Here is an 11,459-nt window from a genome sequence, read left to right as displayed (position 1 = left end):
GCACTCGGTGGTCGTTCTCAGCCGGCCGCGACCTCGGCCGCGAGCGCGCGTATACGGTCGTCACCGAGGTCGAGCCCGATGTCGTCGAACCGCTGACGGAGGACGTCCGCGATGCGTTCCTCGCTCTTGTCGCCCACGTCGGCGCGCGTCTGGACGACGACACCCTGGATGCGGGCCTCGTCGTCGGTGGGGTGGGTGTCCATCGCGGGGGCCGACTGCTCGCCCGGCTGCGACGGCTTGCCGTCACGGTGCACCGCGCCGCCGACCGAATCGGCCGCGCCGGCGCCCCCGTCGGGACCGGTGCTGGGCTCGGGGGCCCGGGTTGCATCCGACATGTCAGTCCTCCGTGCTCAGGTCGGGGTCGATGCCCTGGCTTGCGGCATCGCCTTCGATGGGATCCGAGGGCTCGGCGTCGTTCAGACGTGGCGAGCCCTTGGCGTGCTCGTTCTGCTCGGCGGTCTCGCCGTCGGAGACGGCACCGCTCTCCCAGCTGCCGGGCGGATCGGCGTCGATGACGCCTTCGGGCAGGTCGCGGTCGTCGTTCATGACTCCCCCTTTCGAGATGTCCAGCCTGGCGCGTCGGCCTGGGCCGCGAGCAGGGGTTGACGACCGCCCGGGGGACTGCCCCACCCGGCCGTCAGGACGCGGGGCGGCGGTGGAGCAGACCCGCGCGCTCGGGGCGGGCGTCGAACCACTCCCCCACGTACCAGCAGACGGGGAGGATCTCGCGATCGCCCGCCGCCTCGATCGCGTCGACGGCGCGCTCGGTGATGACCGCGGCATACCCGTGTCCGCGGTACGTGGGGATGGTGAACGCCCGGGTCAGGGCGATGGTGCGCCCGTCATCGCGGTAGTCGAGGACGGAGACGAGGTCGTCACCGCGGTGGAGGGTGAATCGGGATGCCGACTTGTCGTCGGCGAAGAGCAGATCGGACATGCCGAGAGGCTACGCCGCTCACCGTGATCGACGGCTGGATGACGCAGAATGCACGGTCGCCCCGCAGCTTCACCCTCGCCCGCCGCGCAGACTGCATCGCGACGGACCGCTCGTCATGATTTGACCTCAACGGACTCCGTGGGTAATAATGCCGCCATGACTGACTTCGCGCGTTCTCTGTCCGCCCGGGAGGCGAACAGGACTGCCGGCATGATGATGCCCGGCCGCGCCGTCATGTGTTGTCGAATGTGCCGCTAACCGCGACCCTCGTTCGGACGATCCTCGTGCTTCTGTATGCCGAGACGTCCCCCGGCTGCCCGGCACCCGCGTCGATCACGCGTTCTCCGGCTCCGCACTCCGGCCCTTCGGCCCCTCACCTCCCGTCGAACCCCGCTCATGATGACGCCCGGGTTCACACACCCAAGGATTTCTCCTCATGTCGCTTTCCGTCGTTCTCGATCGTCCCGTGACCGCTTCCGCCCCTCGTACCGTCACGACCACGGCTTCCCCCGCCGCTCGCTCGTCGGTCGCCCCGGCACCGGCCGCCTCCGCCGCTCGCCCCACGCCCGCTGCGGCACCGTCCCCCTCCCCGGCCACCCCCGCCCCATCCGGAGCGGCAGCGGCTGCGCGTCCTGCCGCCTCGACGGCCCCGCGCGGGTTCGCTCTGTACGTCGGAATCGACGAGGCCAAGGCCGCCGCCGCCGGAGTCAGCCTGGGCACCCTGGTCGAGGCTCTCCGACGCACGCTCGGCGAACTGGCCCCGGCCGCCGAGACCTACGCCACCGTCGCCCTGGCCCCGGCCGGCGCGGGCGGTCGCGACGTCGACGTGGTCCGCCTCGCTCTGCACGAGCCCTCCGCGGTCGCCCGCACGAAGGAGGAGCCGGCCGAGGAGGACCGCGCGGCGGGCGGTGTCGTCGTCGACATCTCGCGCAAGCGCGTGCTCATCGACGGCGAGTCCGCGGCCTTCACCTTCAAGGAGTTCGAGCTGCTGCAGTACCTCGTGCTGCGCGAAGGCCGCACCATCGAACGGACCGAGCTGGTGGCATCCCTGTGGGAGGGCTCCACCGACGACGACGCACCGGGTGAGCGCACGATCGACGTGCACGTCCGGCGGCTGCGCGCGAAGCTCGGCGCCTACGAGGACATCGTGCGCACCGTGCGCGGCGTCGGCTACCGCTTCGACCGCCATGCCGACGTCTCGATCCGCTACGGTCACGGCACGCCGTCGCCCGACCGGTTCTGAGGCCGGTCGGCGGCGCCGCCGTTCTCGTCACCCGCGCGAGCCGTCGGCTCACGCGCGGTGCGGAGGCCACCACTGCGTCCGGCGGCCGGGTCATTCGTCCAGACCGGTCCAGGAGGCCGAGATTCCGCGCGGATGACGCGATGTCGGCGGCTCGACGTAGGGTGTCGGCATGAGACCGACCGGGGTGCGCGCACGTCAGCAGACGCGCGAGCTGCCGGTCCCGGCAGAAAGACCGATCGAGCGGGAGTACCGTCCGGTGCAGCCGGTCGACATCGGCCGGGCAGTCGCGGCTCAGCGTCACGGTCGCAACGACCCCACGTATTCCTCCGACGCGCCCCTGAGCGCGGGCGGAGTGGTCTGGCGCGTCAGCCGTACACCGCTCGGGCTGGCCACCCTGGCCCTGCGCCAGCGGGCCGGGGGTGGCGTCCGTGCCGCGGCGTGGGGCGCGGGCGCGGCCTGGGCACTCGATCAGCTGCCCGCTCTGTGCGGCGCCGACGATGATCCGGACGGCTTCGACGCGTCGCGGCATCCGTCGGTCGCCGAGTGGCACCGCCGGCATCCCGACCTGCGGATCGGGCGCACCGACCTGGTGTTCGACGCCCTGGTCAGCGCCATCATGGAGCAGAAGGTCACGAGCATGCAGGCTTTCTCGGCCTGGCGCAGCATCGTCACCTGGTACGGCGAGCGCGCGCCGGGGCCGACGCCCCGGCCGATGTTCGCCCCGCCCGACATCGAGGGGTGGCGGCACGTTCCGTCGTGGGCGTGGCACCGCGCCGGCCTCGAACCGCCGCAGTCCCGCACGATCGTCGAGACCGCGCGCCGAGGACCATCAGTGGTCCGCGCGGCCGAGGCGGCGACGGACGGCGAGGCTCGCGACCGCGTCTTCATCAGTCTGCGCGGCGTGGGAATCTGGACGAGCGCCGAGACGCGCATCCGCGCGTTCGGAGACCCGGATGCCGTGAGCACCGGCGACTATCACCTCGCCCACCAGGTGGGATTCGCGCTCACGGGTCATCGCACCGATGACGACGGAATGCTCGAGCTGCTCGAACCCTTCGCGGGGCACCGTCAGCGTGTCATCCGCCTGATCTACGCGGGGGCGGGACTGGAGCCGCGGCGCGGCCCGCGCCTGCACCCCGAAGACCACCGCGACCGCTGAGCCGGACCGGGGGGACGCGCCCGTAGGCTGAGCGCATGACGCAGACGGGAACCGGCTGGCCGCGCGGACGCACCTCCTGGGTCCTGGGCAGCGTGGTGCTGCTCGGGCTCGGCATCGTGTTCGGACTGGTCTGGCAGAACGTGTGGCTCGGCGTCGTCATCGCCGCGGCCGTGTCGGTGGGCTGGCTCATCGCGTACGAGTCCAGCCGCGGCCGCAACGTCGGTGTGAACGACGAGGACAACGGCATCCAGCTCTAACACGGGCCGTCGCGCCGGCAGCGATCTCCGACGCCGTCACCGGTAGTAGACCGCAAGGGGATACGGCCCGTCGTGTCGCACGTCGACGGGCGTTCCGAAGACCTCCTCCAGCGTCTCCGACGTCATCAGATCGGCGGGCGCACCGGCGTGCACCACCCGGCCGTCTGCCAGCGCGACGATGCGATCGGCGTACGCCGCCGCGAAATTGATGTCGTGCACGACGATGACGATGGTCTTGCCGAGCTCATCGGCCGCGCGGCGGAGCTGGCCCATCATGGCGACGGCGTGCTTCATGTCGAGGTTGTTCAGCGGCTCGTCGAGCAGGATGTAATCGGTGTCCTGCGCGAGCACCATGGCGACATATGCGCGCTGGCGCTGCCCGCCCGAGAGCTGGTCGAGGTAGCGCCCCGACAGCTCGGTGAGATCCAGGAAGGCGATGGCCTCGTCGATCTTCGCGTGATCCTCGGCGGTGAGACGCCCCTGCGAGTGCGGGAAACGCCCGAAGCCGACGAGCTCGCGCACCGTCAGGCGGGTGACGTAGTGGTTCTCCTGGCGCAGGATCGACACGATCTTCGCGAGCGCCCGCCCGGGAGTGGTGGTCACGTCGTTCCCGGCGACGGTGACCCGCCCGCTCGTCGCGGTGGTCAGGCGTCCCACGATGGTCAGCAGCGTCGACTTGCCCGCACCGTTGGACCCGACGAGCGCGGTGACGCCGCCGGCGGGGATGTCGAGGGTCACAGGCCCGAGCACGGTGAGGTCGCCGTAGGTCATGGTGACGTCGGTGAGCGAGATCACAGGCTCCCCTTTCGGAGCAGGTACACGAGGAAGAAGACGCCGCCGACGAACTCGATGATGATCGAGAGCATCCCGGCGGCGTAGAAGATGTGGCGCAGCACGAAGTACCCGCCCAGCAGCGTGGCCATGCCCAGTAGCACGGCGAACGGCAGCACCACGCGGTGCTGCGACGAGCCGGCGAGCTGATACGCCAGGGTCGCGACGATGAACCCGAAGAACGTCATCGGGCCCACCATCGTCGTCGACACCGAGATGAGCACGGCGACGAGCACCAGCATCCCGATCACCTCGCGCCGGTAGGCCAGACCGAGGTTGATGGATGCCTCGCGGCCGAGCGCGAGCACGTCGAGTCGATGCCTCGAGCGCCAGACGAGAGCGAGCACCACGGCCACGACGAGCGCTCCCCACGGGAGGTACTCGGCATCCGAGTTCGAGAGGTTGCCGAACAGGCGGGCCGAGAAGATGTCGAAGTCGCTGGGCGTGAGCAGGCGCTGCATGACGGTGGAGAGCGAACCGAAGCCCACACCCAGCACGACCCCCACCAGCAGCATGATGTGCAGGTTGCCGCGGCGGCCGGCGAACAGCCAGCCGTAGAGCAACGTGGCGAAGCCGACCATCAGCACGCTCTGCACGACGACCTTGAGCAGGCCGTCGGTGGCCGACAGCGCCGCGGCGCCGAAGAAGAACACCAGCGCCGTCTGCATCACGACGTACAGCGCGTCGAACCCCATGATCGAGGGGGTCAGGATGCGGTTCGCGGTGGCGGTGTGGAACAGCACCGTCGCCACCGCCTGGCAGCAGGCGACGAGGGCGATCGTCGCCAGACTCACCACGCGCAGATTCACCGCGATCCAGAAGCCGCGCGACCCCGGCACCCCCGGGACGTCCCAGGTCAGCACGCCGACGGCCGCGACCACCACGATGAGGGCCAGGATGCCGAAGCGCCAGGCGATCCGCGGACGACGGACGGCAAGGGCCGGGGCACGGCGGGTCAGGGTGTCAGCCACGGGCACGCATCCTCAGCAGCAGGGTGATGAACACGGCGGCGCCGACGACGCCGAGGATCATCGAGACGGGGACCTCGAACGGCATCCGGATCACGCGCCCGACGATGTCGCAGACGACGACGATCGCGACTCCCCCGAGGCACACCCAGGGCAGGTTCGCGCGGGCGTTGTCGCCGCGCCACATCGACACGAGGTTCGGCACGACCAGTCCGAGGAAGGGCAGGAACCCGACGACGACGGTGGTCACCCCGGTCGCGACGGCGACCAGGCCCGTGCCGATGAGCATCACGCGCGTGTGATCGAGGCCCACCGAGGTGGCGATGTCGCGGCCGAGGCCGGCGACGGTGATGCGGTCGGCGTAGAGGAAGACGAGCAGCACGACGATCGCGACGATCCACAGCACCTCGTAGCGTCCGCGCACGATCGAGGTGAAGCTGCCCATGAACCACGTGCCGAGCATCTGCAGCGAGTTGGTCGAGACGGCGAGATAGGTCGTGAACGCCGAGACGACCGCGCCCAGCATGATGCCGATCAAGGGCACGACCAGCGACGAGCGCAGCGAGATGCGGCGCAGGATGGCGATGAACACCATCGTCCCGACGAAGGCGGCGACCGACGCCGCGACCATGCGCACGATCAGCGGCGCGGTCGGGAACAGCAGCACCGTGACGAGCAGTCCCAGCGCGGCCCACTCCGTGGTTCCGGTGGTGGACGGCTCGACGAAGCGGTTCTGGGTGAGCAGCTGCATGATGAGGCCCGACACGGCCATCGCGCAGCCGGCGAGCACGAGGGCGACGGTGCGCGGTACGCGCGAGATGAAGAACATCTCGCCGCCGAAGTCGTCGGCGGTCAGGTCGTAGGCCCCGACGAACAGCGACAGGACGACGAGCGCGGCGACGCCGACACCCGCGGCGGGCAGCGCGAGCCGAGGTCGCATGATGGTCTGTCTCATGGCATCCCCTCCCTCCCCGCCGTGCTCACGCGTGAGGGGTCACTTTCTGTCGCCTGGGGCGGGCCCAGGCGACAGTTTCTGACCCCTCACGCGCGCGGCGGAGGCGGGGTCAGGAGGCGAAGGCCTCGGCGGCGGAGCGGTACAGCTTCGTGTACGCCTGGATGCCCTCATCGAGGTAGAAGCTGCCGTCGAGGTAGACGATCTGGCCCTTCTGCACGGCGGGGACGTTCTTCAGCGCCTCGGCGTTCTCGACGAGCTCCTTCGCCGAGACGTAGCCGTCTTCGCCGAACATCGCGTCGCGGTCGAGCACGAAGAGCCACTCGGGATTCGCCGCGGCGATCGCCTCGACGCTGATGTCGTCGCCGTGCGAGGCGTCTTCGGCTGAGCGATCGAGCGCGGGGGTGAGCCCCAGCGTCGGGAACAGCACGCCGACACCGCGGCCCTCGCCGGGAGCGGCGTAGGCGATCTTCCCGCCCGAGGTGATGAGGCCCATCACCGTCTGCGACGGGTCGTAGGCCGCCTTCGCGTCGGCGATCGCGGTGTCGAGGTCGGCCGTGAGCTGCGCGGCCTCGTCGTTCTTGCCGAACACCTGGCCGAGGATCGTCGTCTGCCGCTTGAGCTCCGACGTGTGGTCCTCGCCCTCACGGGGGCTGGTCTCGATCGTGGCCGGCTGGATCTCCTTCAGCTGGTCGTAGATCTCGCGGAAACGGTACCCGCCGACGATGAGGTCGGGCTCGGCCGCGACGACGGCCTCGATGTCGGGCTCGCGGTGAAGGCCCACGTCGAGCACCTCGTCACCACCCGAGAGCGAAGGCCAGAGGTCGTACATGAGCGGCTTGGGGGCGGCGACGAGCTTCACGCCCCACTCGCTGAGCGTCTCGAAGGTCGTGTTGTCGAGGGCGACGACACGCTCCGGGTTGACGGGCACTTCGATCGAGCCGTGGTTGTCTTCGACGGTGACGGTGGTCGCCGCGGCGGCCTCGCCGGCGGGCGCGGCGGTGTTCCCGGCGCATCCGGTGAGGGCGAGGGCGGCCACCAAGGAGGCGACGGCGAGGGGGCGGAACAAGCGAGTACTCATGCGAATCTCTCCAGTGCTGTGTGTGAGCCACCCGGCGGACACTTCGTGCGGGGGGCGAACCGTTAGGTTAGCCTTACCTTTGTGAAGATGTCGAACCCGACCCTCGGAGCCCGCCTCGAACCCCGCCGCCACGAGCTCCTGTTCCGCGCGGCGACTCTCAGCCAGCGCACCTGGGTGACCCCGTCGTACGTTCGCCTCCGCCTCGAGGGTCCCGAGCTGCAGGGCTTCGACTCCCCCGGCGCCGACGACCACATCCGCGTGTTCTTTCCCGCCCAGCCCGGTGGTGAGATCCGAGAGGCCCCCAATCGCGAGTACACCCCGGTGAGTTGGGATGCCGAGGCGGGCTGGCTCGACATCGACGTGGCGCTGCACGGTGGCGGTGTCGGCAGCCAGTGGGCGGCATCCGCTCCCCTGGGCGCACCGGTCGGGGTCGGCGGACCGCGCGGGTCGATGGTGCTGGTCGGTCGACCCGACGCCTGGCTGCTGGCCGGCGACGAGACGGCGGTCCCGGCGATCCGCCGGTTCGCGGCGGCCATGGACGACGACGCCGTCGGGCGCATCGCGATCGAAGTGCCGGATGCCGCGCACGACCTGCCCGTCGCCGCGCCCCCGGGCGTCGAGGTGGTGCAGCTGCACCGCGGCGAGCGCCCCGCGGGCGAGGAACTCGCCGACTGGCTCGACGCGCTCGACGTGGAGGAGCGGCCGTTCGGCTGCGTCTTCGGCTTCGTCGCCGCCGAGCAGTCGATCGTCCGCGCCGGGCGCGCGCTGTTGCTCGATCGCTGGGCGGGCGACCCCGCCGCAACCGTGGTCAAGGGTTACTGGAAGCGAGGCACCGCGGAGTACCACGCGCCGCACTAGCGTCGTCAGGGCCTGCGATCACCACGCGGACCACTCGAGCCGAGGCTCCACACGGGCTTCGCCGTGCGACGCCCACCTCAGGCGCCGTGGCGGCGAAGCAGATCCCGCATGTCGCCGGGCAGGTACATGTTGGGAAACAGCGGACCTCCCGGGTCGAGAACCGACGAGCGGTTCAGATCGCCGATCGGCACGGGCACGTACCCTGCATCCCGGACCAGCGTCTCGGCGATGGTCAGGACCGCGACATCGTCGGCAGCCACCGCGATCGCCCACGTGTGGGGCTGGCGCATCGCTCGACTGACGAGTAGCTCGTCGTGGATATGCGTGAAGGCGCGGGCCACTCGTGCATGCGCGAGGAGGTCAGCCAGCCACCGTCCGTGCGGTTGCTCCAGGGCTGAGCGGATCCGACCGTTTTCGACCAGCACCGCGTTCGCGAGATCGATCACGACGGTCTCCGGCGCGATCGTCGAAAGCAGGGCGAGGTTCGCTTCGATCGCGGCGTGCGGCAGGGCGATGAGGACGACCTCCCCGTGGGTGAGCGCCTCCCCCAGCGTGACGGTGGGGAACGAAGCCTCACCCGGCGTCCGCGACCCGATCACGAGGTCGTGACCGGCACCGCGGAGCAGTTCGGCCAGCGCCTGCCCCATCCGCCCCGTGCCCAGAATGCCGATTCTCATGTTGTGCCATCTCGCGGTTACTTGAAATAACCAGCGTCAGAGTAGTAACCATGAGTCCATGACGACAGAAGGCACTCTCCTGACCGATGGGTACACCGCCGTAACCGCGGCGCCGCGATTCGCCGCCGAAAGGTGCTCACTCAAGGACATCCTGGAGCGGGTCGGGGACAAGTGGACGATCCTGGTCGTGGCGGCCCTCGCTCGACAGCCGTACCGATTCCGTTCCCTTCAACGAGACATCGAGGGCATCTCGCAGCGAATGCTCACGCTCACCCTTCAACGCTTGGAGCGCGACGGGCTCATCACGCGAACGGTCATCGACATGCGGCCGCCACGGGTCGAGTACGCACTCACAGCGACAGGCCAGTCACTGACGGCACCGTTGCGCGCACTGGCCGACTGGGCCGAGGAGCACAGGGCGACGATCACCGCGAGCCGTGCCGACTGGGACTCGCGTCAGCCGGCCGACCAGGGGTGACGCACCGGGCGTGCACGCTCCGCGGAAGGCATGCGCGCCGCAAGGTCGGGATCGACCGATCGGTCAGCCGTGCAGGGCCGGGACTCCACCCCCGTCGGCTGACACGTACAGCGCGCACGTCGTGTCGTAGTACGCACCCGTCTCCCCCACCGGTCGCAGCCCGATGCGCTCGGCGACCGCCCCCGACACGGCGTTCGCCGGGTTCGTGACGGCGACGATGCGATGGATGCCGTGCTTCCGGGCGAGCGCGAGCACGGCCGCCGCGGCCTCGGTGGCGTAGCCCGAGCCCCAGGCATCGGGGTGGAAGTGCCAGCCGATCTCGACGTCGTCGGGGTGCCCGTCACCCGCACTCGCCGACCACGGGATGCGCTTGAGCAGCACCGAACCGAGGGGTGCACCGTCGGCCGTTTCGACGGCCCGCACTCCCAAGATGCCGTCCGCCAGACCGGTCCAGCGATCCAGCAGCGCGTCGACCTCGGCCTCGTCCGTCATCACGCGCCCGTCGCCCAGCCAGCGACGCACCTCAGGCCGGCGGTACATGTCGAAGAGGAACGCGCGGTCTCGGTCGTCGCGGGTCCACTCCCGCAACACGAGGCGCTCGGTGCTCAGGCGCGTCCGCCGCGTCGGCACGTGCGGGATGCCGTCCTCGGCGAACGGCGCGCCCGACACCACGAACCCGAACCGTGCGTACCAGCTCGCCAGGTGCGCTTGGGCGTCGAGCAGGATCGGGATGCCGGGGGCCTCAGCATCCAGAACATCGACGGCGGCGCGCATGAGGTCGGCGGCGAGGCCGCGGCCGCGCGCCGCGGGGGCGGTGGCGACGCGGCCGATGCGCGTGTTGTCCGGCTCGCGGAGGATGCGGAGGGTCGCGAGCACGTCGTCGCCCTCGGTCGCCCACATCAGCTCCGCGCCGGGCTCGATGTCGCGCCCGTCGATCTCGGGATAGGCGGCCTGCTGCTCGACGACGAAGACCGTCACCCGCAGCCAGAGGATGCGGTACAGGGTGCGGGGGTCGATCTCGGCGACGGGCGCCCGGTGCAGGGTGACGGCCATCCCCCGACCGTATCCCGATGCTCCGACATCGTCGGTCCCGCGCGTCGGCCGCCCCGCGCCCTGTCCGCCCCCGCGCGTCGCCGGCCCGGGGCATCGGCCGCCCGGCGCCTGGTCCGCCCCGCGTATCGCCGGACCGGCAGATCGTCGGCCGGCGGATCGCTGTCCCGGTGCTTCGTCCGCGCGCCTCGTGCGGCCGGTGCCTCGTGCTTCGTACGGCCGGCGCCTCGTGCGGCCGGTGCCTCGTGCAGCCCGCGCCTCGTGCAGCCGGCGCTTCCGTGCGGCCGGGCCCTGTGCAGCGCGCGGGTCATCGGCCCGGCGCCGCGCCGCGAGCGTGGACCGATGTCGGAGGGGCGCGCTAGCCTCCGGTCATGTCTTTCCAGTCCTACCTCGACAACATCGAAACCAAGACGGGGCTGACCCCGCGCCAGTTCATCGCGCTCGCCGACGAACACGGCTTCGGGCCGGGCACCAAGGCCACGCCGATCCTCGAGTGGCTGAAGACGGATTACGACCTGGGTCGCGGCCACGGCATGGCGCTCGTGCACGTGATCACGAAAGGCCCGAAGATCAGCGACGCCCACGTCGGCAAAGCGGGCGCGCACGGAGACAAGAGCGACACGCTCTGGCTGGACGGCGCGGCGAGCAACCCGAACCGCTGACCGTTCCGCAACCGGACAGCGATCAAAACAGTGCCGGTTTCTCCACGGCTCGACCGAGCACGGGTCGGCGTGGCGGATGGGGGTGCGGGAAGCGGTGCGGGTGTCGCGGACGGACCGCTGCGGCGATGTGGTGCGGAGCCGCCCCGAAATGTGCGGCAGTGCCGCCCGCCGCACTCCCGCCCGCGCCACCGCCACCCGCGCCACCGCCACCCGCGCCACCCCCGCCCGCGGCACCGCCATCCGCCGCACCGCCGCCCGCGGCACCGCCACCCGCGCCACCGCCGTCGGGGGCACTGCGCCGCGGGG

The 11,459-nt window shown here is 70.9% G+C and carries 15 protein-coding genes; 6 read left to right on the top strand and 9 right to left on the bottom strand.

Features of this window, described 5'->3' with window-relative positions:
• Positions 1-17: 17 nt before the first annotated feature.
• The 3 genes from QE392_RS07135 to QE392_RS07125 all read right to left on the bottom strand — a co-directional run bounded on the left by QE392_RS07135 (position 18) and on the right by QE392_RS07125 (position 937).
• Entirely contained in the window at positions 18-335 is a 318-nt protein-coding gene (locus tag QE392_RS07135; RefSeq protein WP_307450064.1) for a hypothetical protein, read from the bottom strand.
• 1 nt (position 336) lies between these two features.
• On the bottom strand, positions 337-546 hold the full coding sequence (locus QE392_RS07130) for a hypothetical protein (protein WP_307450061.1): 210 nt from the start codon (positions 544-546) through the stop codon (positions 337-339).
• A 91-nt stretch (positions 547-637) separates the two neighbouring features.
• Positions 638-937: a GNAT family N-acetyltransferase gene (locus tag QE392_RS07125; protein ID WP_307450058.1), complete on the bottom strand. Its 300-nt coding sequence runs from the start codon at positions 935-937 to the stop codon at positions 638-640.
• Between the two features lie 436 nt (positions 938-1,373).
• On the opposite strand from QE392_RS07125, the gene QE392_RS07120 reads away from it, so the two are divergent.
• The 3 genes from QE392_RS07120 (at position 1,374) to QE392_RS07110 (ending at position 3,596) form a co-directional block, all read left to right on the top strand.
• Entirely contained in the window at positions 1,374-2,180 is an 807-nt protein-coding gene (locus tag QE392_RS07120; RefSeq protein WP_307450053.1) for a winged helix-turn-helix domain-containing protein, read from the top strand.
• A gap of 169 nt (positions 2,181-2,349) precedes the next feature.
• Positions 2,350-3,339, top strand: a complete 990-nt coding sequence (locus QE392_RS07115) for a DNA-3-methyladenine glycosylase family protein (protein ID WP_307450048.1) — start codon at positions 2,350-2,352, stop codon at positions 3,337-3,339.
• A 35-nt stretch (positions 3,340-3,374) separates the two neighbouring features.
• On the top strand, positions 3,375-3,596 hold the full coding sequence (locus QE392_RS07110; RefSeq protein ID WP_307450045.1) for a hypothetical protein: 222 nt from the start codon (positions 3,375-3,377) through the stop codon (positions 3,594-3,596).
• A 36-nt stretch (positions 3,597-3,632) separates the two neighbouring features.
• On the opposite strand, the gene QE392_RS07105 is transcribed toward QE392_RS07110, so the two are convergent.
• The 4 genes from QE392_RS07105 to QE392_RS07090 all read right to left on the bottom strand — a co-directional run bounded on the left by QE392_RS07105 (position 3,633) and on the right by QE392_RS07090 (position 7,428).
• Positions 3,633-4,391, bottom strand: coding sequence for an iron ABC transporter ATP-binding protein (locus QE392_RS07105; RefSeq protein WP_307450043.1), 759 nt, complete (start codon positions 4,389-4,391; stop codon positions 3,633-3,635).
• A complete protein-coding gene (locus tag QE392_RS07100; protein ID WP_307450040.1) occupies positions 4,388-5,398 on the bottom strand; it encodes an iron chelate uptake ABC transporter family permease subunit in 1,011 nt (336 codons plus the stop codon). The genes QE392_RS07105 and QE392_RS07100 overlap by 4 nt, the downstream gene beginning before the upstream one ends.
• Positions 5,391-6,350 (bottom strand): ABC transporter permease, encoded by a 960-nt coding sequence (locus QE392_RS07095; protein ID WP_307450038.1) that lies wholly within the window; start codon positions 6,348-6,350, stop codon positions 5,391-5,393. Before QE392_RS07095 ends, QE392_RS07100 begins: the two co-directional genes overlap by 8 nt.
• 109 nt (positions 6,351-6,459) lie before the next feature.
• On the bottom strand, positions 6,460-7,428 hold the full coding sequence (locus QE392_RS07090; RefSeq protein ID WP_307450033.1) for a siderophore ABC transporter substrate-binding protein: 969 nt from the start codon (positions 7,426-7,428) through the stop codon (positions 6,460-6,462).
• Positions 7,429-7,515: 87 nt separating this feature from the next.
• Between QE392_RS07090 and QE392_RS07085 the strand changes: the two genes are divergently transcribed.
• Positions 7,516-8,286, top strand: a complete 771-nt coding sequence (locus QE392_RS07085) for a siderophore-interacting protein (protein WP_307454057.1) — start codon at positions 7,516-7,518, stop codon at positions 8,284-8,286.
• A 77-nt stretch (positions 8,287-8,363) separates the two neighbouring features.
• Here QE392_RS07085 and QE392_RS07080 read toward each other — a convergent pair whose 3' ends face one another.
• Entirely contained in the window at positions 8,364-8,963 is a 600-nt protein-coding gene (locus tag QE392_RS07080; RefSeq protein ID WP_307450031.1) for an NADPH-dependent F420 reductase, read from the bottom strand.
• A 58-nt stretch (positions 8,964-9,021) separates the two neighbouring features.
• Here QE392_RS07080 and QE392_RS07075 point away from each other — a divergent pair, with 58 nt between their 5' ends.
• Positions 9,022-9,441 (top strand): winged helix-turn-helix transcriptional regulator, encoded by a 420-nt coding sequence (locus tag QE392_RS07075; protein WP_307450029.1) that lies wholly within the window; start codon positions 9,022-9,024, stop codon positions 9,439-9,441.
• A gap of 63 nt (positions 9,442-9,504) precedes the next feature.
• On the opposite strand, the gene QE392_RS07070 is transcribed toward QE392_RS07075, so the two are convergent.
• Positions 9,505-10,494 carry a GNAT family N-acetyltransferase gene (locus tag QE392_RS07070; protein ID WP_307450026.1) on the bottom strand — a complete coding sequence of 330 codons (990 nt, stop codon included), beginning with the start codon at positions 10,492-10,494 and terminating at the stop codon, positions 9,505-9,507.
• 368 nt (positions 10,495-10,862) lie between these two features.
• Here QE392_RS07070 and QE392_RS07065 point away from each other — a divergent pair, with 368 nt between their 5' ends.
• Complete coding sequence (locus QE392_RS07065) at positions 10,863-11,153, top strand: DUF4287 domain-containing protein (RefSeq protein WP_307450023.1); 291 nt, start codon at positions 10,863-10,865, stop codon at positions 11,151-11,153.
• Positions 11,154-11,459: the final 306 nt, after the last annotated feature.

It is taken from the genome of Microbacterium proteolyticum, assembly GCF_030818075.1.
Classification (GTDB): domain Bacteria; phylum Actinomycetota; class Actinomycetes; order Actinomycetales; family Microbacteriaceae; genus Microbacterium; species Microbacterium proteolyticum_A.
The sequence above is the reverse complement of the archived record's forward strand: the minus strand, read 5'-3'. Positions and strand labels throughout refer to the sequence as shown.

Coding starts and splice junctions, on each gene's coding strand:
- QE392_RS07135 (WP_307450064.1), bottom strand. CDS start 335: ATGTCGGATGCAACCCGGGCCCCCGAGCCCAGCACCGGTCCCGACGGG.
- QE392_RS07130 (WP_307450061.1), bottom strand. CDS start 546: ATGAACGACGACCGCGACCTGCCCGAAGGCGTCATCGACGCCGATCCG.
- QE392_RS07125 (WP_307450058.1), bottom strand. CDS start 937: ATGTCCGATCTGCTCTTCGCCGACGACAAGTCGGCATCCCGATTCACC.
- QE392_RS07120 (WP_307450053.1), top strand. CDS start 1,374: ATGTCGCTTTCCGTCGTTCTCGATCGTCCCGTGACCGCTTCCGCCCCT.
- QE392_RS07115 (WP_307450048.1), top strand. CDS start 2,350: ATGAGACCGACCGGGGTGCGCGCACGTCAGCAGACGCGCGAGCTGCCG.
- QE392_RS07110 (WP_307450045.1), top strand. CDS start 3,375: ATGACGCAGACGGGAACCGGCTGGCCGCGCGGACGCACCTCCTGGGTC.
- QE392_RS07095 (WP_307450038.1), bottom strand. CDS start 6,350: ATGAGACAGACCATCATGCGACCTCGGCTCGCGCTGCCCGCCGCGGGT.
- QE392_RS07090 (WP_307450033.1), bottom strand. CDS start 7,428: ATGAGTACTCGCTTGTTCCGCCCCCTCGCCGTCGCCTCCTTGGTGGCC.
- QE392_RS07085 (WP_307454057.1), top strand. CDS start 7,516: ATGTCGAACCCGACCCTCGGAGCCCGCCTCGAACCCCGCCGCCACGAG.
- QE392_RS07080 (WP_307450031.1), bottom strand. CDS start 8,963: ATGAGAATCGGCATTCTGGGCACGGGGCGGATGGGGCAGGCGCTGGCC.
- QE392_RS07075 (WP_307450029.1), top strand. CDS start 9,022: ATGACGACAGAAGGCACTCTCCTGACCGATGGGTACACCGCCGTAACC.
- QE392_RS07070 (WP_307450026.1), bottom strand. CDS start 10,494: ATGGCCGTCACCCTGCACCGGGCGCCCGTCGCCGAGATCGACCCCCGC.
- QE392_RS07065 (WP_307450023.1), top strand. CDS start 10,863: ATGTCTTTCCAGTCCTACCTCGACAACATCGAAACCAAGACGGGGCTG.